Origin of the sequence: Bacteroides parvus (assembly GCF_017309675.2) — a bacterium.
Classification (GTDB): Bacteria; Bacteroidota; Bacteroidia; order Bacteroidales; family Bacteroidaceae; genus Bacteroides; species Bacteroides uniformis.
Genome location: NZ_CP084680.1, coordinates 3,210,190 through 3,236,281, shown reverse-complemented (window position 1 = coordinate 3,236,281; position 26,092 = coordinate 3,210,190). Strand labels below are relative to the sequence as shown.

Below are 26,092 nucleotides of genomic sequence, written 5' to 3'. Positions count from 1 at the left end.
AAAACCTGCATATTTGTCATAAAATTGGCACTGTTTTTGTCTTTTTAAAGGATGAGAATGTCTATTTATGAAGAAATAGCTTAACTTTGCAAGCGCTTTATTGGCCTGCCAATATGACATAAACTAAAAAGAAAGAAATGAAGAAAAGAAATTACCTGAGTGATGTCGAAGATAGAAGCGGAAACGCTTTCTCTGTAATTGCTGATTTTGAGGGGAATGAGGAACAATTGATGGACATTGAGGTAGAAGAGGTTTTACCGATATTGCCTCTTCGAAATATGGTATTGTTCCCTGGGGTGTTTATGCCGGTATCTGTAGGAAGGAAATCTTCCCTCAAATTGGTGCGTGAAGCAGAAAAGAAAAATTCTTATATAGCTGTTGTATGCCAAAAGGTGGCTGAAACAGAGACACCTCTGCTTGAGGATTTACATACCATCGGTACAGTTGCCAAGATAGTACGTGTGCTTGAAATGCCAGACCAGACAACTACCGTCATTCTGCAAGGCTCCAAACGTATGGAACTGAAGGAGATTACGGATACGACTCCTTATCTGAAGGGACGGATAGTTACGCTGAATGAAGAACTTCCGGAGAAGAATGACAAGGAATTCCATGCATTGGTAGAGGCGTGTAAAGACTTGACAGTACGCTACATCAAGTCATCCGATATGTTTCCGCAGGATTCGGCATTTGCCATCAAGAACATTACCAATCCAATGTTTTTGGTAGACTTTATCTGTACGAACCTGCCACTCAAGAAAGACGAAAAGATAGAACTGCTCCGTATCGACTCTTTGCGGGCGCGTACTTACCGCCTGCTCGAAATTCTGAATCGTGAAGTGCAGCTTGCCGAAATCAAAGAATCTATCCAGATGCGTGCACGCGAGGATATAGACCAGCAGCAGCGTGAGTATTTCCTGCAGCAGCAGATTAAAACCATTCAGGATGAGCTGGGTGGCGGCGGTCAAGAGCAGGAAATAGAGGAAATGCGTAAGAAGGCGGAGACCATCAAATGGAATGATGAGGTGAAGGCTACGTTCCTAAAAGAGGTGGATAAGTTGGAACGCACCCATCCCCAGTCTCCCGACTATAGCGTGCAGCTGAACTATCTGCAGACGATGCTTAGTTTGCCGTGGGGCATTTATACGACGGATAATCTGAGCCTTGTCAATGCAGAAAAGACATTGAACAAAGACCATTATGGTTTGGAGAAGGTGAAAGAACGTATTTTGGAACATCTTGCCGTATTGAAGCTGAAGGGCGATATGAAATCCCCCATCATCTGTCTGTATGGCCCTCCGGGTGTGGGAAAAACCTCTTTGGGACGTTCCATTGCGGCTGCCTTGAAGCGTAAGTATATCCGTATGTCGCTGGGTGGCGTGCATGATGAAGCCGAGATTCGCGGTCACCGCAAGACATATATCGGTGCCATGCCGGGACGGATTATCAAGAATCTGATAAAGGCAGGTTCCTCCAATCCGGTATTTATTCTGGATGAAATAGATAAGGTGAGTGCCGACCGCCAAGGAGACCCCTCCTCTGCCCTCCTCGAAGTGCTCGACCCGGAACAGAATACTACATTCCATGATAACTTTCTGGATGTGGACTATGATTTGTCTAAAGTGATGTTCATCGCTACTGCCAATAATCTGAATACCATCCCCGGACCGTTATTGGACCGTATGGAGCTGATTGAGGTAAGCGGCTATATCACGGAAGAAAAGATTGAAATTGCTCGCCGCCATCTGGTTCCGAAGGAATTGGAGGCAAACGGTATGAAAAAGAATGATATCAAGATTCCGAAGAACACGCTGGAAGCCATTATAGAGAATTATACTCGTGAGAGCGGTGTGCGCGAACTGGAAAAGAAAATCGGAAAGATACTCCGTAAATCTGCACGCCAATATGCTACGGACGGTTATTTTGCGAAGACCGAAATAAAACCGGGAGACTTGTATGAATTTCTGGGGGCACCCGAATATACCCGGGACAAGTATCAGGGTAATGAGTACGCAGGAGTAGTGACCGGTCTGGCGTGGACTGCCGTAGGTGGTGAAATACTTTTCGTGGAAACCAGCCTGAGCCGTGGCAAGGGCGGACGTTTGACATTGACCGGCAATTTGGGTGATGTAATGAAAGAGTCGGCCATGCTGGCATTGGAATACATCAAGGCGCATGCCTCCCTGCTGAATCTTGACGAAGAGATTTTTGATAACTGGAACATCCATGTCCATGTGCCCGAAGGCGCCATTCCGAAAGACGGTCCGTCTGCCGGTATCACGATGGCTACCTCCCTCGCTTCTGCCCTCACCCAGAAAAAGGTGAAGGCTAATCTTGCTATGACGGGAGAGATAACACTTCGCGGTAAGGTACTTCCGGTAGGAGGCATCAAGGAGAAGATACTGGCTGCCAAGCGTGCCGGTATCAAGGAGATTATCTTGAGCGATGAGAACCGCAAGAATATAGAAGAGATACAGGATATATATCTGAAAGGACTGACTTTCCACTATGTGAAAGATATTAAGGAGGTGTTTGCCATTGCGCTGACTGATGAAAAAGTAGCCGATGCCATCGACTTGTCCGTAAAGAAAGAAAAGACTGAAAAGAAAGAAGAATGACATTCGAGTTACAATATACAGACAGCAAGACCAATGCACGTGCCGGACTGATTACTACTGACCACGGGCAGATTGAGACACCTATCTTTATGCCGGTAGGTACAGTGGGAACAGTGAAAGGCGTGCATCTGCCCGAATTGAAAGAGGACATAAAGGCGCAGATAATATTGGGTAATACCTATCATCTTTATCTGCGTCCGGGACTGGAAGTGATAGAGAAAGCCGGTGGACTGCATAAGTTCAACGGCTTTGACCGTCCTATGCTGACAGATAGTGGCGGCTTCCAGGTATTTTCGTTGTCCGGTATCCGCAAGTTGCGCGAAGAAGGTGCGGAATTCCGTTCACACATCGATGGTAGCAAGCATATCTTTACACCGGAGAAGGTGATGGATATAGAACGGACTATCGGTGCAGACATCATGATGGCCTTTGATGAATGTCCTCCGGGGGATTCGGACTACGAATATGCCAAAAAATCACTGGGATTGACACATCGCTGGCTGGACCGCTGTATCAAGCGTTTCAACGAAACAGAACCGAAGTACGGTTATCAGCAATCCTTATTTCCCATTGTGCAGGGGTGTGTCTATCGCGACCTCCGCGAGCAGTCAGCAGAGTTTGTTGCCTCTAAAGGTGCTGACGGTAATGCCATTGGTGGTCTGGCTGTGGGCGAGCCTGTAGACAAGATGTACGAGATGATTGAGTTGGTGAACGGGATTCTTCCCAAAGACAAGCCTCGCTATCTGATGGGAGTCGGGACTCCGGTAAATATCCTGGAAGGCATTGAACGCGGTGTCGATATGTTCGATTGCGTGATGCCTACCCGAAACGGACGCAATGGCATGCTGTTTACCAAGGACGGCATCATGAACATGCGCAACAAAAAATGGGAAATGGATTTCTCTCCCATTGAAGCGGATGGCGCCTCTTACGTGGATACCATGTACAGCAAGGCATACTTGCGCCATCTGTTCCACGCACAGGAGCTGCTTGCCATGCAGATAGCATCTATCCACAACTTGGCTTTCTACTTGTGGCTGGCGGGCGAAGCACGTAAGCATATCATTGCAGGCGACTTTGCAACTTGGAAACCGATGATGGTGAAACGCGTATCGACAAGATTATGAGAAAAATGGACTGGAGGATATGGAAGAATATAAAGCTGCCGAGAGGTAAATTCTTGAAGCGGCTGGACTGGTACATCATTAAGAAGTTCTTAGGTACGTATGTCTTTGCCATTGCATTGATTATCTCCATTGCAGTGGTGTTCGACTTCAACGAGAAGATGGACCGCTTCATGTCTCATGAAGCGCCGTGGAATGCGATTGTCTTTGATTATTATCTGAACTTCATCCCCTACTTTGCCAATCTGTTCAGTCCGCTGTTTGTGTTTATCGCTGTAATCTTCTTTACTTCCAAACTGGCAGAGAACTCGGAAATCATCGCCATGTTCTCTACGGGAATGAGTTTCAAGCGTATGCTGCGTCCTTACATGGTGTCTGCGGCAATCATTGCGGTAGTGACGTTCTGCCTCGGATCTTATGTCATCCCCAAAGGTAGTGTGACACGTATTAATTTTGAGGACAAGTACTACAAACCTCGTAAGGCGAATACGGCACGGAACATCCAGCTGGAAGTGGATTCGGGGGTAATTGCCTATATCGAACGTTTTGAAGACTACAGCAAGACCGGTTATCGCTTTTCTTTGGACAAGTTCAATGACAAGCAACTGGTTTCCCACCTTACAGCCCGTTCCATTACCTACGACACGACGGCCGTGCATAAGTGGAAAATCAAGGATTATATGATTCGTCAGATGGATGGCATGAAGGAGAGTATTATAAAAGGAGGTCGCATAGATACCACTCTGTTCATGGAGCCTGCCGACTTTCTGATTATGAAGAATCAGCAGGAGATGCTGACCAGCCCTCAATTGAGCGAGTACATCAGCAGGCAGCGGCAACGCGGCTTTGCCAATATTAAGGAATTTGAGATAGAGTATCACAAACGCATTGCCATGTCGTTCGCCTCCTTTATCCTGACGTTGATAGGAGTGTCTTTGTCTTCCAAGAAAACGAAAGGCGGAATGGGATTGCATTTGGGTATCGGCTTGGCATTGAGTTTCTCTTATATTCTGTTTCAGACCATTGCTTCCACATTTGCCGTAAACGGCAACATGCCTCCAGTCATAGCTGTGTGGATACCGAATATAATGTATGCCTTCATTGCATTTTATTTATATAGGAAAGCGCCGAAATAAGCATCCTAAACCTCTACTTCAGTCTGCTCAAGTTGAGGTTTGGCGTACTAAAGTAGAGGTTTAGGATGCTTGTCTCCGGAAGTCTATTAAAATAAGAAACCCCTCCCACTCTTGCGTTCTACAAGTGTGGGAGGGGCTTTTTGTTGTATTCATTTTCCTCTTTTGTTTTGTTCCCTTTTTTGCCGGAAAGAGACGCCGGTTTCCAGGGAACACCCTCACTTTCGTCTTACTGGTTCTTTAAGTTGCTGTTGTATGCACCGGGCATCAGCAAGCTTAATTCAAGTAAGCGGAAAGTTCTGCAGCAGAGATGTTTTTGGCAATAATTACACCATTATCATCCAGTAAATAGTTAGTGAATCCGCGGCCCAAGCGATACTTTTTAAAGAGGCCGGAATATTCGCCTTTAGTTTCCACGAAACAAGTGGGCGTAACTATTTGGTCCTTACGGATGGTTTCTTCAAAGATTGACTGATACTCATCGAATGAAACTGAAACCATCTTCACATTGTTGCGGGCAGTAGAGCGAAGCGCATTGCTCAAACTTGCGTTCTGCATCCGGGACTGCGCGTCGTAACTTGCCCAAAAGCTGAGCAACACATACTTTCCTTTCAAATCGGAAAGGTCGGTTTGGGATTGCTCTGCTGACATGGATTGGATTTTGAAATCCGGGGCCATGTCACCCACATTCAAACCTCCGGTAGGTTTGTCTTTTTCTACAAAAGAAGTCAAGGAACTTATTAGTAATACAACAAAAATCCATTTTGCATATTTCATGCGGCACGGTTTTGGTTAATACTATCCGGGACTGTCCTTCAACAGTGATTTCTTCCCGGAACATCGTCTTCTCAGAGCTTGAAATGAGTAGAAACCCATTGATATTCAAAGCTTTTAATTCTGAAATCGGCTGCAAAGGTAAGTAATTCTTAAACAAACTTCCAAATAAACAAGCATTTTTCTCACTTTTTAGAGTCATATTTTTATGTTATTTAGCATAAATAGCGGGAATTTTCCTTACTTTTGTAGCCTATTATTCTATCAAAAAGATGATTTATGCAACCATTGAACACTGAACTCATCCTGATACGTATTACGGGTGAAGACCGTCCGGGACTGACAGCTTCCGTGACGGAAATTCTGGCCAAATATGATGCTACTATTCTTGATATTGGTCAAGCAGACATTCATAATACTCTTTCATTGGGCATTTTATGCAAGACGGAAGAACAACATTCGGGGTTCATTATGAAGGAACTGCTTTTCAAGGCTTCCTCCCTGGGAGTGACTGTCCGTTTTTACCCTATTACTGCCAAAGAGTACGAGGATTGGGTGAATATGCAGGGAAAGAACCGCTATATTCTTACTTTATTGGGGCGCAAGTTGTCTGCCCGTCAAATATCTGCTGTGACCCGTATTCTTGCAGAGCAAGGCATGAATATCGATGCCATCAAGCGCCTTACAGGACGTATTCCGCTGGACGAATGTGAATCGCGTACACGCGCCTGCATCGAATTTTCCGTTCGGGGCACTCCGAAAGACCGCATTGCCATGCAAGAACAGTTGATGAAACTGGCAACCGAACTGGAAATGGATTTCTCTTTCCAGTTGGACAATATGTACCGCCGGATGCGTCGCCTCATTTGCTTCGATATGGACTCTACTCTGATTGAAACGGAAGTGATTGATGAATTGGCCATACGTGCAGGTGTGGGCGACCAGGTAAAGGCTATTACTGAGCGTGCCATGCGTGGTGAGATAGATTTCATTGAGAGCTTTCGCGAACGAGTGGCTTTGTTGAAAGGATTGGATGAGTCCGTGATGCAGGAAATTGCAGAGAATCTTCCCATTACGGAAGGTGTGGATCGCCTGATGTATGTTTTGAAGAAATACGGTTACAAGATAGCTATTCTTTCGGGAGGGTTTACCTACTTCGGGCAGTACCTCCAGAAGAAGTACGGTATAGACTATGTGTATGCCAATGAGCTGGAAATAGAGGATGGCAAACTGACCGGTCGCTATCTCGGTGATGTAGTTGACGGTAAGCGTAAGGCGGAGTTGCTGCGTTTGATAGCTCAGGTGGAAAAAGTGGATATTGCGCAGACTATTGCTGTGGGCGACGGTGCCAACGACCTGCCCATGCTGGGAATTGCCGGCCTTGGAATCGCTTTTCATGCAAAGCCCAAAGTTGTTGCCAATGCTAAGCAATCCATCAACACCATCGGCTTAGATGGCGTACTTTACTTTCTGGGATTTAAGGATTCATACATTGATATTCCTCGTTGAAGGCAGATGCTTGAAACAAATTTGCAAGTCCTTGAGATAATTATTGTCCCAAGGGCTTATTTTTTTACTGTAAGAGTCTATTTTATAAGTCTTTTTCCTATCTTTGTACGCAAATTTAAAAGAGATACATGAAGTTTTCAGAACTACATTTAAATGGCAATGTGCTGGAGGCACTGGATGCCATGCGCTTTGAAGAGTGCACCCCCATACAAGAAAAATCAATTCCCGTCATACTCGAAGGTCGAGATTTAATAGCAGTGGCACAAACCGGAACGGGAAAAACTGCCGCATATTTGTTGCCTATATTGAACAAGCTCTCAGAAGGCGGACACCCTGCCGATGCCATCAATTGCATTGTCATGGCTCCTACCCGCGAGTTGGCGCAACAGATAGACCAACAGATGGAAGGTTTCTCTTATTTCATGCCGGTTTCCAGCGTGGCCGTGTATGGTGGTAATGACGGAATACTGTTCGAGCAGCAGAAAAGAGGGTTGACACTGGGTGCTGATGTCGTTATTGCTACCCCGGGGCGTTTGATAGCCCATCTTAGCCTTGGTTATGTAGATCTTTCCCGTGTCTCTTATTTTATTTTGGATGAAGCAGACCGGATGCTGGATATGGGATTTTATGACGATATTATGCAAATTGTCAAATTCCTTCCTAAAGAGCGGCAGACAATCATGTTCTCTGCCACCATGCCTGCTAAGATACAACAGTTGGCTGGTAACATTCTGAACAATCCTGCCGAGGTGAAGCTGGCTGTTTCCAAACCGGCAGAAAAGATTGTGCAGGCAGCCTACGTTTGCTACGAGAATCAGAAGCTGGGCATCATCCGTAGCCTCTTTGCAGAGGAGACACCGGAACGCGTTATCATCTTTGCTTCTTCCAAACTGAAAGTGAAGGAAGTGACCAAAGCTTTGAAGCAGATGAAACTGAACGTCGGTGAAATGCATTCCGACTTGGAGCAGGCACAGCGCGAAGAAGTGATGTATGAGTTCAAGGCAGGACGTATCAATATCCTGGTAGCCACAGATATCGTTGCGAGAGGTATTGATATCGATGACATCCGTCTGGTGATAAACTACGATGTTCCCCACGACAGTGAAGATTATGTGCACCGCATCGGACGTACGGCGCGTGCTAATAATGACGGCGTAGCCATCACCTTCGTTTCCGAAAAGGAGCAGGGTAACTTTAAGAATATCGAAAAATTCCTAGATAGGGATATCTATAAGATATCGGTTCCCGAAGAGCTGGGTGAAGCACCAGAATACAAGCCGAGAGCATTTGACGGAGGAAGACGGGGCGGCCATGGAAACGGACGTAGGCCAGGAGGAAATAAGAATGGCCGTAACAACAATAAAGGCGGAAAGCCCAGTGCCAAACGGCCACAGAATGGCGGTGAGAAGAAATAAACACTGTGGTGTGGTGAAGAAAAGACATAGAAAAAGCGGATTTATTCCGCTTTTTCTATGCTCATTGTACAGTCAAAACCAATAATCATATTTACCAGACTGTATACGGAGCTTTCGGGTATGCCAAGGGTTGCCTGGTAATGGTATCCCTTACTGTCCACACCCATGAAGTTCATATCGGCAAGAATGGCCTGATTCAGTATTTCGGCAGGGAATATATCCGCAAACATCTTTTTGGTGATGTCCTGGCCGTAAAGCATCTTCTTCCCTTCGTATACACAGATATGGATTACATTATCATAATACACATTGTCCACACTGATTCCATTTTCAGAATAGGAAGTCTTGAAAACCTTCATCTTTGAGGGGTTGATATATACATATCCCCTATACCTTGTATTCTTGTATATTACGATACTGTCTTTCTTTATCACTTCTGGAGTAGTGGAAATGACTTCTACTTCCCGGCTGGTGAAAACCAAAGAATCTTCTGCATTCTCTGATTTATGCAGTTTAATTACTTCGTCGGCCAGCGAGTGGAACCAGAAGCTGTATTCCGTTTGACGGTCTATCTTATAGGCCACCGGTTCATTGCTGTATATGTAGATTGTATCGTGAACGACCTTGAAAGATACGGGAGCGCTTTGCGGGTTGGCATAATATACCGTATCCCCTTCGATGCGCATCAACGGCATTTCTGTTTCATCGTTCACCCAGATGCCTTGTAACAGTTGCTTTGCAATGAGATCTTCCTTTACGGAAACCTCTCCTGTTTGTCTGTTGCTGCATGAGGCTAATGAGACAACAAGTACAATGAGAATCGCACTTCCTTTTATTGTCATAACGTCCCTGTTTATTTCTTTTCTTCTTTCTGCGACTTTATTTTCCGATGCAATGATATGTGAAACCTTGTTCTTCCATATCTTTCTTGTCGTAAATATTACGTCCGTCCAATACCAACGGCTGCTCCATGGTCTTCTTGATGACTGCCCATGAAGGCAGGCGGAATTCTTTCCATTCGGTCACCAGCATCAGTGCATCTGCGTCCAGTGCGGCATCATACATATCTGTCGCATAATAAATACTTTCTCCTATGCGGCGTCGGCATTCGTTCATGGCAGCCGGGTCGTAGGCACGTACTTTACAGCCGGCTTTCAGCAGCTTGTCAATCAATATCAGGGCCGGAGCTTCACGCATGTCGTCTGTTTCGGGTTTAAAGGCCAGTCCCCAAATGGCGATGACCTTTCCCTCCAAATCATTATTGAAATGCTTCTGCAACTTTTCGAATAAGATACTCTTCTGTTTCTCGTTCACCTCCTCTACTGCATGGAGTACACGCATCTTGTAGCCGTTCAGTTCAGCTGTCTTAATCAGTGCCTTTACATCCTTAGGGAAGCATGAGCCGCCGTAGCCTATCCCCGGATAGAGGAACTTACGTCCGATACGGGTATCCGAACCGATACCGCTGCGCACCATGTTTACATCCGCTCCCACCAATTCGCATAAATTGGCAATGTCGTTCATGAAGCTGATGCGGGTGGCAAGCATGGAGTTAGCCGCATACTTTGTCATTTCTGCAGAAGGGATGTCCATAAAGATGACACGGAAGTTGTTCAGCAGGAATGGTTTGTAGAGCTTGCTCATTATCTTCTTGGCTCGTTCGGACTCTACTCCCACCACTACACGGTCGGGACTCATAAAATCGTTGATGGCATTACCTTCTTTCAGAAACTCGGGATTCGAAGCGACATCAAAGTCAATGTTCACCCCTCTCTTATCAAGTTCTTCTTGAATGGCAGTCCGCACTTTTTGGGCAGTACCTACGGGAACGGTACTTTTGGTTACCACCAACACGTATTTCTGCATATTGCGTCCAATGGTGCGGGCAACTTCCAGCACATAGCTCAAGTCGGCACTTCCATCCTCATCGGGTGGTGTACCTACGGCACTGAATACCACTTCCACCTCATTCAGACAACTCTCCAGGGATGTGGTGAATTGCAGGCGTCCTGCTTTCACATTCCGGCTAACCATTTCTTCCAGTCCGTTTTCATAGATAGGAATAACGCCCTTTTTCAGTGACTCTATCTTTTCACTGTTCGTGTCTACGCAAATAACGTTGACACCGATTTCCGCAAAGCAGGTTCCGGTTACCAAACCGACGTATCCTGTACCGACAATGGCTATTTTCATATTTTATTCATAATAGACCGCATCCTTGAACGATACGGCATGTCCGTCTTTATCTGATAATAGAAGCTGTTCCGTAGCAACAGGCCATTCAATACCGATGGTTTCGTCGTCAAAACGGATGGATGCCTCGGACTGTGGTGCGTATGCGTTGTCTACCTTGTATGTAAAGACAGCTTCATCGCTCAGCACCAGAAAACCGTGAGCAAAACCGCGCGGAATGAAGAATTGTCTCTTGTTCTCCTCGCTTAGCTCCACACTGACATACTTTCCGAAAGTGGGAGAAGATTTTCTTAAGTCGACAGCCACGTCCAGCACTTTTCCTTTAATGACACGTACCAGTTTAGCCTGGCTGCAATCGCCCTTCTGGTAGTGAAGACCACGTAATACACCGAAAGAGGATTTGGACTCATTGTCCTGGATGAAGTGAACGTCTCCGACATGTGCACGGAACTCTTCTTCCTTAAATGCTTCCATAAAGTATCCGCGGGCATCATGGAATACTTTCGGCTCAATCAGCCATACGCCGTCAATCTCTGTTTGTATGTAGTTCATTTTCTTAAAATATTTTATGTACTTTTAGTTGGACTCCAAAATTGTCTCCATATATCTCTCCCATATCCAATGCAAGGGACGCGTTGAAGCACCAGCCCTTCCATTTACGGGGAGTATAGTAAAACGATGCAAAAGTAGAAAAATTTTCTAATATATCGGGTATTGGACGATGAGGAGTTCCCCAAGTTCTGTTGTGAGACAATTTTGCTACATATCTCCACTCACTGCTGATGTCACCGCTCCATCCCAGATGCAGGGCCTTAACACGATTGTACTTGAAACTCATATCGCCATCCTTATTATAGATAGGCGATGCTATCAACGGATTGGCTATCGCCATGCCCCAATGTGCCCATCCTGGGTAGTAACCGTTGTTGTAGTAGTTGTCGGCTCCTCCGGTCTTACCTACTACAGAATTTTGCAAACCGTGCAGAGGACCGCTCATATTGGTAGTCTGGAGATATTCGATAACGATTCCGTTGATGGCTTGTTTATGGTTGGATTTATATTCCACACCCCATAAGCCATCCCAACCGTTGAGTTTGGCCATGGCGGAGAAGTCATCAAAATGATTGTCCAGATAGGCGCTGATAGAGAAATCTTCCTTAGGACGATAAGTCATTTTGATATATTCGCTGCCCAGAAAATTGCCTTGGAAAGCCAGATGTTCACCTACCGGTCCGTCCTCACTCCCGTGGCCGGGGAAGAATACGCGTACGTAATCCTTCCATCCGTTGCCCAAGTCTCCCGATTCGGAACCTCCAATCTTGTATCCTCCGAATTGGGTGTCGAGGGTCATTCCGAGTTCCAGTTGCCATTTTCCTTTGGGTATGCCGATACGCAGGAACCCTTCTTTATGATGGTATTTGATACTCTTGGTGTACCAGTATTTTTCTCCGACTTGCTCCCGCTGGTATTTGTTATCTGTAAACCATCCGTACGAGATTTCTCCTTTCAGGCCTAAACGGGGCAGCAACTGTACATACTCGGGTATGCCTATCTGTACTTGTGGGATGGGACGCGCATTACCCGACCAGGTCATGCCGCCACTGCTCAGCTCTTGATTCAGCAATGGAGAATTCTGTTCCCGGCTTCCGGCAAAGAATCCAAACCACTTGTAACGGATGTCTACGTAAGCCTGCTGTACAATGAAGGAGGTCGTGCTGAATCCGGCTGCTGCAACCAAATCCAGTGCTTCTTCAAACTTCCATTTTCCAAGTTGGTGTTTGTAGGATATTCCTCCACGTATGTAAGTATTGTTGTCGAGCGAAGTGAGTCCTTGCTGGTTGCTGACCTGCCAAAGAGGGGTGTTGTCACCGGTATGCAGGGTTGTTCCATATTCTACGAATGAGGACAGTTGTTGTGCCAGCATCGTGTTTTTTCCTATGAACAAGAAAACCATCAGACAGAAGATAATGCGCATAATAGTCTTTTGTTAAGTGTTTAGGTTTGTATACTCTTGCGAGGTCAATTGTCCTTCTATTATTGACAAGCATAGCTAAACGGTACAAAAGTAGAAAATTTTCCGGTAAAAATCCTTTCTCTTGCCCAAAAACCTTTTTTAATGCATTTTCAATGTGCAGTGTTCATAATTTGTTGATAAGAAAAAAGCTCTGAAACTAGCGTATATCCGATATTTCCGCTACTTTTGTGGCATGATTGAATTAGCACAGCACATAGAAATATTGTTATTGGAGAACGATTGTGTCATTGTTCCCGGTTTGGGAGGATTTGTAGCCCATTATACTCCGGCAATGAGAGTAGCAGAAGAGAATGTTTTTCTGCCCCCTACTCGTATTATCGGTTTCAATCCTCAACTGAAGATGAATGACGGCTTACTTGTACAATCTTATATGGCTGTCTATGATACTGATTTTTCTGATGCTACGCGGATTGTAGAAAAAGAAGTGGCGCATATATTCACTGCTCTCCATGAAGAAGGTAAGGTGGATTTGCCCAACATTGGCGAATTGCGTTACTCCATTCATGGTACTTATGACTTTGCTCCCTATGACCACAAGATAACCACTCCTTACTTATATGGGCTGGATAGTTTTGAAATGCAGGAACTGGCGGAACTGAAGAAACCGTACATGGAAAAGACCATCCGTTATTCTGTTCCAGTTGTGCCGGAAGACAAAAAGCGAAGGGTTGAGATTAAATTCAACCGTTCCTATTTGTCGAATGCGGTTGCCATGATTGCAGTGGTTGCCTTGTTTTTCTTTTTGTCTACACCGATAGAGAATACGGAAGTGGTTGAAGGAAATTATGCGCAATTACTTCCGAATGAACTTTTTGAGATGATAGAAAAGGAATCCCTTGCCATTAATCCGATTGTTGTTAGCCGGAAGGCCGACACTCCGAAAGCGTCGGCTCAAAAAAACACGGGGCAGAAGGCAAAGAAAAAGGTGGTTCCGGTTGCCGTAAGAGAGGTTAAGGTGGGCCAAGCTAACGCGCAGAATGCTCCGGTTGTTTCTCAGCCTAAGCAGCAGGCGGCAGAAGTGTCCTCTTCAGCATCTGCAACAATAAAGAGCGAAGTTCAAAAGATAACGGCAGGGACTGTTGCTCCGTCACTTGTCTCTGCAAAGAAATACCACATCATCATTGCCAGTGTAGGTACTGAGAAGGATGCCGAAGCAATGGCAAAGCAACTGATTGAAAAAGGTTATCCTCATGCAAAAGCAATCGTTGGAGATGGTAAAATGCGTGTCAGCATTGAGTCTTGTGGCACAGAAACAGAAGCATATCAGGCATTGAACAGAGTTCGCCAAAATGAAACGTATAAGAACGCTTGGGTATTAAAGAAGTAGAAAGTAATCTACCCTTGCTTTATTTTTTAATTCTTTAATTTTTAACTATCATGAAGCGTATCCGTTGTCCCAAATGTGAGAATTACTTAACATTCGATGAAACCAAGTATACCGAAGGCCAATCACTGGTCTTTGTATGTGACCAGTGTAAGAAGCAGTTCAGTATCCGTTTAGGTAAATCAAAGATGAAGGCCCCTCAAAAGGAAGAACGTCCGGATGAAGCGGAGTTTAAAGAGGCTTTTGGCAGCATCACGGTCATTGAGAACGTGTTTGGTTTTAAGCAGGTACTTCCATTGCAAGAAGGTGACAATATCATAGGCCGGCGTTGCGTGGGGAATGTTATCGATGTGCCGATTGAGACTTCGGATATGAGTATGGACCGGCGTCACTGTATCATTAATGTAAAGCGTAATAAGCAGGGAGTGTTGATTTATACCTTACGCGATGCTCCCAGCCTGACGGGAACTTTCCTTAATAATGAAATTTTGGGTGACAAAGACCGTATTCGCATTGAGGATGGAGCCATTGTAACTATTGGTGCCACTACTTTTATATTGCGGGCAGCAGAGCAGGAAAGCCTTTAGACAAAAAAGAAAACTGTGGCTTAATTATTTCCCATCAAATGTGATATAAATAAAGCAGACCGTATAAAAACTCCTTTTGTACGGTCTGCTTGTTTAAAATCATAGGAATTAAAGAATACCTTTTACTGTTTCCTGCATGCCTTTTTCTTGGATGGATTTTAAGAAGCAGGTAATCATGTCTGTCAATCCTGGAACGGTATTCAAGTCTCCGTGTTCCCCCCAGATAAGGTCTTTGGCTGCCAATACGCCTTCTGACACTTTGCGGGTATCCCCCGTTGCCCAAAGGTCTTTCAATAACTGCATGATTTCGGGAGCATCATTCGGGATGATTTCTGTGCCGTCTGCGCGGGTACCTCCTTTGTAGTACGTGATGATGGCAGCCAGTCCCAATATTAGACCTTTCGGCAGTTCTCCTTTACGTTTCAAGTAGGTTTTTAGGCCAGGAAGGTCACGGGTTTGGTATTTAGGGAAAGAGTTCAGCATAATACTGGTTACGGCATGGTCAACAAACGGATTGTTGAAGCGCTCCAATACATCTTCTGCAAACTTTTTCAATTCGTTTTTCGGCAGGTTCAACGTTTTCATCAGCTCGTCAAACATCACTTTATGGATGTATTGTCCGATTATAGGATGCTGGCAGGCATCGCGTACAATATTTACCTCCGACAGATAGGCTACTGGAGACAATACGGTATGAGGTCCATTCAGCAAAGTTACTTTTCTTTCGTGGTAAGGTTCTTCAGAAGGAACAAACAATACATTCAGTCCGGCTTTGTCGGCAGGGAATTCTTTGGCGACTTCTTGCGGAGCCTCGATGACCCATAAATGGAAAATTTCAGCCTGCACTACCAGATTGTCATCGTACTGTATCTTTTCTTTTATAGCGGCAATGTCTTTGCGGGGGAATCCTGGAACGATACGGTCCACCAGTGTTGCATACACACCGCAGGCTTCCTCAAACCAAGCTCTGAACTCATCACCCAATTGCCATAATTCAATGTATTGATAGATTGTCTCCTTCAACTTGTGGCCATTCAGGAAGATGAGTTCGCAGGGGAAGATAATCAGTCCTTTGCTCTTGTCGCCGTTGAATGTCTTGAAGCGGTGATACAACAGCTGTGTCAGTTTGCCCGGATAAGAAGATGCCGGTGCATCTGTCAGCTTACAAGCAGGGTCAAAGGCTATACCAGCTTCCGTCGTGTTGGAAATGACAAAACGCATCTCCGGTTGTTCGGCCAATTTCATGAACTCGTCGTTTTGAGTATAGGGGTTTAAGGCACGGCTGATTACATCTATCATAGTCAGACTGTTGATGGTTTCTCCTTTATCCAGACCTTGCAGATTTACATGATAAAGGTCATCCTGGGCATTCAGCATGTCAACCATACCTTTATCAATGGGTTGGACCACTACCACATTGCTGTTGAAATCGGTCTTTTGATTCATGTTATAAATAATCCAATCCACAAATGCACGAAGGAAATTACCTTCGCCAAACTGGATAATGCGTTCCGGGCGTTGTGCTTTGGGAGCAGTTTCTTTGTTTAATGCTTTCATTTAAAAAATGATTTAAATGGTTGATATGTAATTTTTTGATTATTCAAACTCAAAGTAAAAGTCTATGTTTTCCTCCATCAATATGTCGATGGGCATGTATTTCACTGCAGTGACCGGTCTTTTAAATATCACGTGGTCGCATAAAGTCTTCACGCCACAATAGCCTTGCAGGCCTGGGCGTTGACCGATGAGAAAGGTTACTTCACCGGTTTTCAGGAGCTCTGTATTTTTGTGTAAAAGGTCATATCCCACAAGTCCTGCCAACTTCTGCCCCTTTTCGTGTAGATAACTTGCCACCTGATAAATACGGGAGTTAAAAACAGCTCCCAGTACGGCTTGGGGATGTTCTTTAAAAAAAGCATCCAACATCCGTCTGTTGCCGTCAGTATCTTCCTTGCGCAACACAATGTCATGGATAGTCAAATCCTTATGTTCCTCGGAAAGGTATTGCATGAACCCCTCGAGGCGGCGTTGCATCTGGATTTCTGCCGGATTGTTTTTCTGATTGTTCAGGAATAACACAAGCTCCTGCCCTTTTTCATAGCTACGCATCAGAATCTTGGCAGCAATGTATCCGCTGGTTTTAGAATCTTGTCCGATATAACACAAGGCATGCGTCTGTTCAATATTGAAGTCTATGAATGCATAGGGAATATCCGCTTCCTCCAAATAAGTAGTGAGTTCTATAGTCTCCTCTCGGAAATTCGGGGCAACAAGTACGGCGTCGGCATTTTCCTCCCGGAGCACAGCACATGCTTCTTTATAGGAGGATTTGTCCGCATGTCGATAGTAGAGATAGCTAACTCCAACATTGAACGGCCGTAATTCTTGTGCGGCACGGTCAATTCCCGCTGCTACAGCATGCCAATAATCAATAAGGTATAATGCAGACAATATGATAGCGCTTTTTAGCCGCCAGCCCGATGGCAAACATATTGGGATGATAATCTATCTCGTCGAGTACTTTCTGGACTTTTTCTCTACTGGAAACGGATACGTCTCCGCGGTTGTGCAGTACGCGGTCTACAGTGCCGGCAGAGACGCCGGCCATGCGTGCGATGTCTTTAATGGTATAGTTCTTGTTTTCCATCTTGAGGTATGCTGCCTAAGGCGGTAAAGGTGAGACATCTGAAGCTTAAATATTATAAATATTCGCCGCAAAGATACGAATTATTTTGTTCCTCCAAGTAAAATTTCTACTTTTGTGTTCGATAACGGTTAATAAAACTAAAAACAGATATATCACCTATTAGCTTTACAATCAATACTATATAGGTATAATAGACGAAAAGTAATATTTTTATACACTTAAAACACAAGAAGATGAAGAACTTTATGGACGGGAACTTCCTGCTGCAAACGGAAACAGCACAGAGGTTGTACCACGAGCATGCGGCGAAGATGCCGATTATCGACTATCACTGTCACCTGATTCCCCAAATGGTGGCAGAAGATTACCAGTTTAAGTCGTTGACTGAAATTTGGTTGGGAGGTGACCACTACAAGTGGCGTGCGATGCGTACCAATGGTGTGGACGAACGTTTCTGTACCGGTAAGGATACTACAGATTGGGAAAAGTTTGAGAAGTGGGCCGAAACGGTACCTTATACTTTCCGTAATCCGTTGTACCACTGGACCCACCTTGAATTGAAGACCGCTTTTGGAATCGATAAAATTCTGAATCCTCATACGGCCCGTGAAATTTATGATGAATGTAATGAGAAGCTGAAACAGCCTGGATATTCCGCCCGTGGCATGATGCGCCGTTATCATGTGGAAGTGGTTTGTACTACAGATGATCCTATTGATTCCTTGGAATACCATATCAAGACACGTGAGAGCGGCTTTGAAATCAAGATGTTGCCTACTTGGCGTCCGGATAAGGCAATGGCGGTGGAAATTCCTGCCGATTTTCGCGCATATATAGAAAAGTTAGCCGAAGTGAGCGATGTGGCTATTTCCAGCTTTGACGATATGGTTGCTGCCTTGCGTAAGCGTCACGATTTTTTCGCGGAACAAGGATGTAAACTGTCTGACCACGGAATTGAAGAATTCTATGCCGAGGATTACACGGAAGCTGAAATCAAGGCCATCTTTAATAAGGTATATGGCGGTGCAGAACTGACGAAGGAGGAAATCCTGAAGTTCAAGTCAGCCATGCTGGTTATATTTGGCGAAATGGATTGGGAGAAAGGTTGGACACAACAGTTCCATTATGGTGCTATTCGCAACAACAATAGTAAGATGTTCAAACTGTTAGGTCCTGATACCGGTTTTGATTCCATTGGCGAATTTACTACAGCAAAAGCTATGGCTAAATTTCTCGATCGCTTAAACTCCAATGGTAAGCTGACCAAGACTATTCTTTATAATTTGAATCCATGCGCCAACGAAGTCATTGCTACTATGCTGGGCAACTTCCAGGATGGTACGGTTGCCGGTAAGATTCAATTCGGTTCCGGTTGGTGGTTCCTTGACCAGAAGGATGGTATGGAAAAACAGATGAATGCCCTTTCTGTACTGGGCTTATTGAGTCGATTTGTTGGTATGCTGACCGATTCCCGTTCTTTCCTCTCCTATCCGCGTCATGAATATTTCCGCCGTACATTGTGTAATCTTGTAGGCCGTGATGTAGAAAATGGTGAAATTCCTATTTCCGAGATGGAACGCGTAAACCAGATGATTGAAGATATCAGCTATTATAACGCTAAGAATTTCTTCCAATTCTAAAAAGCAATAGTAAGCTATAAGTTATGCAGTTTCACCCATAACTTATAGCTTATCTAATATTCCTTTGATACTATCCAATCGTATAAAATTGGGATGTCGTATTTCCCCTTCATGTTGCTCGTATGCCCAAGTCACGTGGTATGGTATATGGGCAGCGTATCCCCCAAGTTCCAATACCGGAAGTATGTCTGATTTTACAGAATTACCTACCATCAGGAGTTTTTCAGGCGGACAGCCCAATGTATCAATCAGCCTCTGGTAATCATCGATTTTCTTGTCACTCATAATTTCGATATGATGGAAATATTCTCGCAGTCCGGAAGCTTCTATTTTTCTTTTCTGGTCGAACAAGTCCCCCTTAGTGGCCAACACCAATTTATATTTCCCATGAAGTGACGATATAGTCTCCTTTACGCCTTCCAGCAGTGTGACCGGTTTCTGCAGAAGCTCTTGTCCCCATCCTATTACTTCTTCTATAAGACGTATACTCCCGTTTCCGTCTGTCACTTTGCAGATGGTTTCAGTCATACTGAGCATTATGCTCTTCAGCCCATAGCCATACATATGGAGATTCTTCATTTCTGTTTCAAAAAACCTTTGTGATATGGATGAAGCAGGTAGATATTGTCTTAAAAGGTTACAGAATTTGTGCTCGAACTCCTGAATATAAAGTTCGCTTTCCCACAGTGTGTCATCAGCATCAAAAGCTATGAATTCGATTTTATCTTTCATGAATGGTCGTTTTTATAAAAGCGCCCAAAGATACGGAGTATTCTATATAAATGAAAATATAAATAGTGATAAATGGGAAGTTAATATCTTGTCTGCAACTTATTAATATTGTGTTTGCAGAAAATTAATATCTTGCAAACACGATATTAATTCCGTATTTTTGCACTTATTTTTTCATTTAATACATAAATTTTAATCGTACAAAAGGATGATGACATCACCCCAACCCGCTTCCAAAGGCTTCAGCAGAGCTTTTTGGGTAAGCAGTACAGTAGAACTGTTCGAACGCATGGCATATTATGCTGTATTTATAGTTCTTACCATTTATCTTTCCAATATTTTAGGTTTCAATGATTTTGAGTCAAGCATGATTTCCGGTCTGTTTTCGGGAGGGCTCTATTTGTTGCCCATCTTTACGGGCGCATATGCCGATAAGATAGGTTTCCGAAAGTCGATGATTATTGCTTTTTCACTGCTTTCCATCGGGTATTTGGGCTTGGGATTGCTTCCCACCCTACTGGAAGCAGCCGGTCTGGTGGAGTATGGTGAGACAACCCGTTTTTCCGGATTGCCGGATAGTAATGACCGTTGGATGATTATCCCCGTATTGTTTGTTATCATGGTAGGAGGCTCGTTCATCAAGTCTATCATATCGGGATCGGTGGCTAAGGAAACAACAGAGGCTACCCGTGCTCGCGGCTATTCCATCTTCTATATGATGGTGAATATAGGAGCTTTTACCGGAAAAACGGTGGTCGATCCTCTACGGAATGTTATCGGTGAGCAGGCTTATATTTATATTAATTACTTCTCGGCTGCCATGACGGTGCTTGCATTATTGGCTGTCGTCTTATTGTATAAATCGGCACATACAGCAGGTGAAGGGAAAAGCATGCGTGAAATTGGGCAAGGTTTTCTGCGTATTATCACTAATTGGCGTTTGTTGATTCTTATCCTCATCGTAACCGGCTTTTGGATGGTGCAGCAACAGCTCTATGCAACTATGCCCAAATATGTCATCCGTATGGCGGGTGAAACAGCCAAACCGGGGTGGATAGCCAATGTAAACCCGTTTGTAGTGGTTTGCTGCGTAAGTTTTATCACCCGGTGGATGGCAAAGCGCACAGCTATTACTTCTATGAATATAGGCATGTTTCTTATTCCGGTATCGGCATTGCTGATGGCATGCGGTAATTTGCTGGGCAACGATATTATTTCCGGCATGAGCAATATTACTTTAATGATGGTGCTTGGTATTGTTGTGCAAGCTTTGGCAGAATGTTTTATCTCACCGCGTTATCTGGAGTACTTTTCTTTGCAGGCCCCCAAAGGTGAAGAAGGTATGTACCTCGGTTTCAGTCATCTTCATTCATTCCTCTCTTCTATTTTCGGGTTTGGTATTGCGGGGGTGCTTCTGACAAAATATTGTCCTGATCCAGTCTTGTTTGAAACCCGCGAAGCGTGGGAAGCAGCCAGTGTCAATGCACATTATATCTGGTATTATTTCGCTGCTATAGGATTGGTTGCAGCAATAGCATTATTCGTTTTTGCCAAAACTACCGAATTCATCGACAAAAAGAAGAAGGCATAAGGTTTATATATTGCATACTTTTTGTATATTTGCCGTCACTTTTTTTAAAAGCGACGGCTTTTTTGTAATTAAGGAGATTAGGATGAAAGTAAAATTTATAAGCCTTGCCAGTGGAAGCAGCGGTAACTGTTATTATATAGGCACAGAAAAATATGGAATACTCATCGACGCCGGCATTGCAGTACGGACGATAAAAAAAGGACTGAAGGAAGCAGGTATCAGCATGGAAATGATACGTGCGGTATTTGTTACGCACGACCATGCAGATCATATTAAAGCGGTAGGCGGATTGGGTGAGAAACAGAATATTCCTATTTATACAACTGCCCGGATTCATGAGGGTATCAACCGGAGCTATTGCATGACAGAAAAGTTATATTCGTCTGTCCGTTACCTGGAAAAGCAGCAACCCATGCAGTTGGAAGATTTTCATATCGAATCTTTCGAGGTACCTCATGACGGTACGGACAATGTGGGCTATTGTATTGAGATAGACGGAAAAGTGTTTGCTTTTCTTACAGATCTTGGTGAAATCACTCCTACGGCCGCAGAATATATCAGAAAGGCCAATTATCTGATATTGGAAGCCAACTACGATGAGGAAATGTTACGCATGGGTACTTACCCACAATACCTAAAAGAACGGATTACCAGCCGCACCGGACACATGAGTAATATTGCTACTGCTGAATTTCTTTCGGAAAATATGACGGAACATTTACAGTATATTTGGCTTTGCCATTTGAGCAAGGACAACAATCATCCTGAATTGGCATATAAAACAGTGGAATGGAAATTAAGGGAAAAAGGAATTATCGTAGGAAAGGATGTACAGTTGTGTGCTTTGAAGCGTACTACTCCTTCTGATTTATACGAGTTTGAATAAAAAATCCCATTTCATCGCAAAAAATACCCCGTTTTGTTTGCACGAATAAAATAAAAGGACTACTTTTGCACCCGCAAACAAGAAATAAGGAATGCACTCTTAGCTCAGTTGGTAGAGCAACTGACTCTTAATCAGTGGGTCCAGGGTTCGAATCCCTGAGGGTGTACTTAAAAAGGAACAATATTGTTCCTTTTTTTATTTGTCTTAACAAGAACAAGCTTTGATGGGTGTAAGCTCCTTATACGGGATCGCTAGTAAATCTATATGGGGATGATACATTATTTTTCGTTAGTCCGCATAATAAATTTTTCAGAAGTTTGTTTTTTTATACCTTTGCCCTCACCCGCTTGCCGCCTCTTTCGTCACATTTGAAAATATATGTCAGAAATGAAAGTAGGAAGAAAACTTTTATTTCCTCCCACTCATATATCTATATTTATTATTTGGGGAAGAATCACATAATCCGCTAAGAATATGGTTTCTACATGCTTGCATCAATTGCGTTGATATACAACTCACTTTATGTAAAGGTACGATTTTTACGGAACATGCAAAACACCTTTGATCTTTCTTTTCAGCAACCGTCAAAAACAAATTCCCGGTTTCATATCCGGTCACAAAGGTGGTACAGCCTCTTTACTATTAAGTTAAAAAAATCAGGCAGGATTGAAACATACTGTTACGGTCGTGTCTGCTGCGATTCAAGATAGCCCGTACTTTCCGACAGGAGGCAAGGTCAGGGGGCAAGATAACGTGTACAGCAGAAACGACCGATCCGATGGGAACAGTCAGAAAAGGATCACATACAGGAATTACAGCCTGGTACCAGGCAGGGGACGACTTTGTGACAAAGTCCCAAAAGAGGTTCTTTTTTCCAGACGGCAAACTCCCTCACCTCAAAGAAACAGTCTATGGCTGGCGCACGAAACGTCCAGCCTTATGAGGACTTAACACCCGCAGCCTGCACATGTGCGTAATAGAAAGGGAAATATAATCTTCATCCGCTTCCCCGCGTCTTGCCTACACCCTTGTATTCCCGGTTCAACCCCTGCTTGATCTCGCTCCTCTTGTACAAGACCTTGCCGCCGAGAATGTAGTAAGGCAGCGTGCCGTTGCTCCGGTACTCGCCCAGTGTCCTGCGGCTGACTTTTAACATACACGCCACCTCCTTGTCGCACAGGTACACGTCTTCTTTTAGCGGAATCCCGCCATCTCTGGAGATGCCGTCAATCATCACCGACAGCCGGTCGATACGCTCCACGTCTTCCGGCAGGTAATAGGTACGGTTGCCTATCTTGGTATAGGCGAGCGTGCCGTTATTCCGCAAGGTGCGCTTGCTGATTTTCAGCTTCATGCAGACATCCTGGTGGTCGAGCCAGCCGCCCGTCCCCTTCACGCCTTTCAGATTCAGATGGGGAATTTCCTCCACCCTCTGTATGAACTGTTCGATCTTCATGGCAAATTCCTCGAACGCCTTCCTTTCAAAACATACGATTTCCATCACATTCCGATTTTATATTGATACTCCAAATTCATACCATCCGGAGAAACGGTCGCTTGTGGTGCCGGTATCACCATATCAGGCAGTTCCGCACCGTTCCCAATTGTTGCCCCGTTGCAAATAAAGGCAGGAAAAATCGTATTACAATGGACCTGTCCGCACATGTCATCTCCTGACATAATGTTTCATGCCGGATGATATGACTACATGTCAAAATCTTCATTCCGGAGGATGTAACGGGGGCAGATGATTTTTCAGAAGGACACGCCCCCCCGTTTCTTTGAGGCAAAGGTAGTCGTCCCCCACCGGAGCGCAAGGCCGGGCCCTTCGGGTCGGCGGGGAAAAAATCATCCTCACGCTTCGCGCTTCGGTATTTTTTCCTGCCGAGCCTTGATGCCGTTCCGGCGGGAGAACGGCTGTAAGGCATACAAAGAAACAGGAGTGCCTGCACAACAGGCCGGATGTATAACCAATAAAATGAAAGAAATATGGCAGCTAAAGACGTGAAAGACTTCAACGAATGGTTCAACCGTTCATACGCGAGACTGAAGGAGAGAATCTCCATCTACCACGGGAAAACAGACGAGGACGTGTTCCACGACGCTTACCTGGCAGTCAGGAAGCAGGTGATGTTCTCAAGGGAAGGGATAGAAAACTGGGAATCCTATTTTTTCGGCTGTTACCGGAAAATGGTGCAGGCCGGAATGAGGGATAACAGCCGCTACTCCTGCCCCGGTGACGGGTATTTCATCACGCCGGGAGAAACGGATGACAGGGAAGAGACGGAGGAATGGGAAGAGATGCTTACCGGATGCGACATGCTGGTGAGGGACATCCAGAAGTTCCTCAGGCGGCATTTCTCCTACGAGGATTACAGGATGTTCATGCTGCGCTTCTACGAGACGAGCAGCTCGTTCCGTACTATCGCCAGGCACATGGGCGAGAAAACATCGGTGATAACCCGCTGGGCACAGGTCATGCTGGAATCCGTCCGCGCCAACCGGACGTTCACAGCCCGAAGGAGATTGATAGCCGCCAGAGACGCGGCATGATGATAACTCTATAATTAATAATAAACTAAAATTGGATCGTATGAAACTGACAGTTTACAACAAGAGCAACTCCCACCCGGCACTGACCTACAAGGGCAAGCGGGTGATCACGGTATGCCGCGACGGCAGCATGTACCTCAGCAGGATATTGAGCAACGAGCTCAGCCCCTTATAACAAACTAACCAACCAACATTACAACAAGCCAAACTGCCTTATAACTAACCATGCAGACAACCGTACAAGGGCTATCCGGCGGTGGCAGTGGCATACTGACCGGACAGACCTTTTTATGGAGGAACTGTCCGTCACAAAGGCAGCCTGTACGAATAGCATACCCCAATTCTGGAATAACATAATAAAATATGTCCCCCCGCCAGAGGGATTACAGCATCCATGAGCGCATCTTTCCGACCTTCCGGCAGTGGTACCTTCCATCACCTGATTTATCCGACAGACCAGGATTCCATACATTCGGTAACGGTCGGAAGCGACCGGTAACATGACCACCGTTCCACTATCGGAAAGCCGGTAACAACCGTTCCATTCCCATACTTGAAACCACTATTCCTTCCGCCCATTCTCATGTCTGCCCGTTCAACACCGGCAGAACATGGAAAGCGTCGCCATATACAAAGCATTCCAAGAAGCAATACGACGCATAATTGCCAACCTGCATCCAATCTGTTGTGATTTAATACAATGCATACTTTCTTTGCAAGTGACAAAAGGTCATGTAAACATACGATGACCACAGTATTAATTGTTCAAACATTAGTAAGGATGAAAAAAAAGCAAAATTTCAGTGACGAGGAACTGATGCAGGTGATGGGACTGGATCTGCCTTCATCAAAGTCTGGTACAGAAACACATGGGGAAACAGTTTCAGAAACAATGGCTCCCATTTTTGATGAGCCTGAAAGCATGGAACAACCTGCCCCCGTTCCGGAAACGGAACGCGGACAGCCGGAAGAGCCTTCTTCCATTACGGGGCAGACACCGGAGCCAACCGCCCGGCGCAGGACAAGCGGCAAACAACGCAAACTTTCGCTGGAGGAGTACCGGAACACCTTCATGCGGCCTTACAGGATTGAAGACCGCAAGCCGGTTTTCATCAGCCGGAAATTGCGTGACACGCTTGACCGTTTCGCCTGCAAGATCGGCGAGAACCGCATAAGCCTTTCGGGCTTATTGGAGAATATTGTCCGGCACCACGTCGAACTTTATACCGAAGATTTCGAGTTTTGGAAGAGGCTGTAAGCCTTTATTTCCATTCAATTAAAAGGCATTTTGACGGGATTTCTTTTTCGGGGGGCAAAATATAGAAACTAGC

Annotated in this window: 22 protein-coding genes, 1 tRNA gene and 2 pseudogenes; 15 read left to right on the top strand and 10 right to left on the bottom strand. The window is 44.8% G+C overall.

Going from position 1 to position 26,092, the window contains the following annotated elements; genetic code table 11:
• Nucleotides 1–137 precede the first annotated feature (137 nt).
• Genes lon through JXR92_RS13185 form a run of 3 tightly spaced genes read left to right on the top strand, consistent with a single transcriptional unit; the run spans nt 138 to nt 4,878 of the window.
• Entirely contained in the window at nt 138–2,618 is a 2,481-nt protein-coding gene (gene lon / locus JXR92_RS13195; protein WP_117964584.1) for an endopeptidase La, read from the top strand.
• On the top strand, nt 2,615–3,745 hold the full coding sequence (tgt, locus tag JXR92_RS13190) for a tRNA guanosine(34) transglycosylase Tgt (RefSeq protein ID WP_005825470.1): 1,131 nt from the start codon (nt 2,615–2,617) through the stop codon (nt 3,743–3,745). Before lon ends, tgt begins: the two co-directional genes overlap by 4 nt.
• Nucleotides 3,742–4,878: an LptF/LptG family permease gene (locus JXR92_RS13185; protein WP_117964622.1), complete on the top strand. Its 1,137-nt coding sequence runs from the start codon at nt 3,742–3,744 to the stop codon at nt 4,876–4,878. Before tgt ends, JXR92_RS13185 begins: the two co-directional genes overlap by 4 nt.
• 273 nt (nt 4,879–5,151) lie before the next feature.
• On the opposite strand, the gene JXR92_RS13180 is transcribed toward JXR92_RS13185, so the two are convergent.
• On the bottom strand, nt 5,152–5,652 hold the full coding sequence (locus JXR92_RS13180) for a thioredoxin-like domain-containing protein (protein ID WP_117964585.1): 501 nt from the start codon (nt 5,650–5,652) through the stop codon (nt 5,152–5,154).
• Between the two features lie 276 nt (nt 5,653–5,928).
• Between JXR92_RS13180 and serB the strand changes: the two genes are divergently transcribed.
• The gene (serB, locus tag JXR92_RS13175) at nt 5,929–7,158 is read left to right on the top strand and encodes a phosphoserine phosphatase SerB (RefSeq protein ID WP_117599649.1); all 1,230 of its coding nucleotides are present in this window, start codon (nt 5,929–5,931) and stop codon (nt 7,156–7,158) included.
• 128 nt (nt 7,159–7,286) lie between these two features.
• Nucleotides 7,287–8,573, top strand: coding sequence for a DEAD/DEAH box helicase (locus tag JXR92_RS13170; RefSeq protein WP_117964586.1), 1,287 nt, complete (start codon nt 7,287–7,289; stop codon nt 8,571–8,573).
• Nucleotides 8,574–8,614: 41 nt separating this feature from the next.
• On the opposite strand, the gene JXR92_RS13165 is transcribed toward JXR92_RS13170, so the two are convergent.
• Genes JXR92_RS13165 through JXR92_RS13150 form a run of 4 tightly spaced genes read right to left on the bottom strand, consistent with a single transcriptional unit; the run spans nt 8,615 to nt 12,741 of the window.
• The gene (locus JXR92_RS13165) at nt 8,615–9,415 is read right to left on the bottom strand and encodes a DUF4738 domain-containing protein (RefSeq protein WP_117964587.1); all 801 of its coding nucleotides are present in this window, start codon (nt 9,413–9,415) and stop codon (nt 8,615–8,617) included.
• A 37-nt stretch (nt 9,416–9,452) separates the two neighbouring features.
• On the bottom strand, nt 9,453–10,766 hold the full coding sequence (locus tag JXR92_RS13160) for a UDP-glucose dehydrogenase family protein (protein ID WP_117964588.1): 1,314 nt from the start codon (nt 10,764–10,766) through the stop codon (nt 9,453–9,455).
• A 3-nt stretch (nt 10,767–10,769) separates the two neighbouring features.
• Nucleotides 10,770–11,318 (bottom strand): dTDP-4-dehydrorhamnose 3,5-epimerase, encoded by a 549-nt coding sequence (rfbC, locus tag JXR92_RS13155; protein WP_117964589.1) that lies wholly within the window; start codon nt 11,316–11,318, stop codon nt 10,770–10,772.
• Nucleotides 11,319–11,322: 4 nt separating this feature from the next.
• Entirely contained in the window at nt 11,323–12,741 is a 1,419-nt protein-coding gene (locus tag JXR92_RS13150) for a capsule assembly Wzi family protein (protein ID WP_138345426.1), read from the bottom strand.
• A gap of 232 nt (nt 12,742–12,973) precedes the next feature.
• Between JXR92_RS13150 and JXR92_RS13145 the strand changes: the two genes are divergently transcribed.
• Nucleotides 12,974–14,128: an HU domain-containing protein gene (locus JXR92_RS13145; RefSeq protein WP_138345424.1), complete on the top strand. Its 1,155-nt coding sequence runs from the start codon at nt 12,974–12,976 to the stop codon at nt 14,126–14,128.
• A gap of 50 nt (nt 14,129–14,178) precedes the next feature.
• Nucleotides 14,179–14,712: an FHA domain-containing protein gene (locus JXR92_RS13140; RefSeq protein WP_005825486.1), complete on the top strand. Its 534-nt coding sequence runs from the start codon at nt 14,179–14,181 to the stop codon at nt 14,710–14,712.
• A gap of 108 nt (nt 14,713–14,820) precedes the next feature.
• Here JXR92_RS13140 and JXR92_RS13135 read toward each other — a convergent pair whose 3' ends face one another.
• Both JXR92_RS13135 and JXR92_RS13130 read right to left on the bottom strand, forming a co-directional pair.
• Complete coding sequence (locus tag JXR92_RS13135) at nt 14,821–16,269, bottom strand: tagaturonate reductase (RefSeq protein ID WP_138345422.1); 1,449 nt, start codon at nt 16,267–16,269, stop codon at nt 14,821–14,823.
• 39 nt (nt 16,270–16,308) lie between these two features.
• Nucleotides 16,309–17,359 (bottom strand): annotated as a pseudogene (locus JXR92_RS13130) (LacI family DNA-binding transcriptional regulator).
• A gap of 233 nt (nt 17,360–17,592) precedes the next feature.
• Here JXR92_RS13130 and uxaC point away from each other — a divergent pair.
• Nucleotides 17,593–18,999: a glucuronate isomerase gene (gene uxaC / locus JXR92_RS13125; RefSeq protein ID WP_117599642.1), complete on the top strand. Its 1,407-nt coding sequence runs from the start codon at nt 17,593–17,595 to the stop codon at nt 18,997–18,999.
• Between the two features lie 42 nt (nt 19,000–19,041).
• Here the strand turns inward: uxaC and JXR92_RS13120 are convergent, their stop codons facing one another.
• Nucleotides 19,042–19,731, bottom strand: a complete 690-nt coding sequence (locus JXR92_RS13120; RefSeq protein ID WP_117599641.1) for an HAD family hydrolase — start codon at nt 19,729–19,731, stop codon at nt 19,042–19,044.
• A gap of 208 nt (nt 19,732–19,939) precedes the next feature.
• On the opposite strand from JXR92_RS13120, the gene JXR92_RS13115 reads away from it, so the two are divergent.
• The 3 genes from JXR92_RS13115 to JXR92_RS13105 all read left to right on the top strand — a co-directional run bounded on the left by JXR92_RS13115 (nt 19,940) and on the right by JXR92_RS13105 (nt 22,374).
• Nucleotides 19,940–21,322 (top strand): MFS transporter, encoded by a 1,383-nt coding sequence (locus JXR92_RS13115; RefSeq protein WP_005825496.1) that lies wholly within the window; start codon nt 19,940–19,942, stop codon nt 21,320–21,322.
• Nucleotides 21,323–21,404: 82 nt separating this feature from the next.
• Nucleotides 21,405–22,208, top strand: coding sequence for an MBL fold metallo-hydrolase (locus JXR92_RS13110; RefSeq protein WP_025835841.1), 804 nt, complete (start codon nt 21,405–21,407; stop codon nt 22,206–22,208).
• 93 nt (nt 22,209–22,301) lie between these two features.
• Nucleotides 22,302–22,374 (top strand) — tRNA-Lys (locus tag JXR92_RS13105).
• An 831-nt stretch (nt 22,375–23,205) separates the two neighbouring features.
• On the opposite strand, the gene JXR92_RS13100 is transcribed toward JXR92_RS13105, so the two are convergent.
• Nucleotides 23,206–23,481 carry a helix-turn-helix domain-containing protein gene (locus tag JXR92_RS13100; protein ID WP_373152781.1) on the bottom strand — a complete coding sequence of 92 codons (276 nt, stop codon included), beginning with the start codon at nt 23,479–23,481 and terminating at the stop codon, nt 23,206–23,208.
• Nucleotides 23,458–23,709: pseudogene (locus JXR92_RS13095) on the bottom strand (helix-turn-helix domain-containing protein); the annotation flags it as partial. The pseudogene JXR92_RS13095 and the gene JXR92_RS13100, both read right to left, overlap by 24 nt.
• A gap of 246 nt (nt 23,710–23,955) precedes the next feature.
• On the opposite strand from JXR92_RS13095, the gene JXR92_RS13090 reads away from it, so the two are divergent.
• The 4 genes from JXR92_RS13090 to JXR92_RS13080 all read left to right on the top strand — a co-directional run bounded on the left by JXR92_RS13090 (nt 23,956) and on the right by JXR92_RS13080 (nt 26,019).
• A complete protein-coding gene (locus JXR92_RS13090; protein WP_206897521.1) occupies nt 23,956–24,216 on the top strand; it encodes a hypothetical protein in 261 nt (86 codons plus the stop codon).
• 122 nt (nt 24,217–24,338) lie between these two features.
• Nucleotides 24,339–24,761 (top strand): sigma-70 family RNA polymerase sigma factor, encoded by a 423-nt coding sequence (locus JXR92_RS13085; RefSeq protein WP_226791177.1) that lies wholly within the window; start codon nt 24,339–24,341, stop codon nt 24,759–24,761.
• A gap of 40 nt (nt 24,762–24,801) precedes the next feature.
• Complete coding sequence (locus tag JXR92_RS17470) at nt 24,802–24,936, top strand: hypothetical protein (RefSeq protein WP_255461548.1); 135 nt, start codon at nt 24,802–24,804, stop codon at nt 24,934–24,936.
• A 606-nt stretch (nt 24,937–25,542) separates the two neighbouring features.
• Nucleotides 25,543–26,019, top strand: coding sequence for a DUF3408 domain-containing protein (locus JXR92_RS13080; RefSeq protein ID WP_117599638.1), 477 nt, complete (start codon nt 25,543–25,545; stop codon nt 26,017–26,019).
• Nucleotides 26,020–26,092 lie beyond the last annotated feature (73 nt).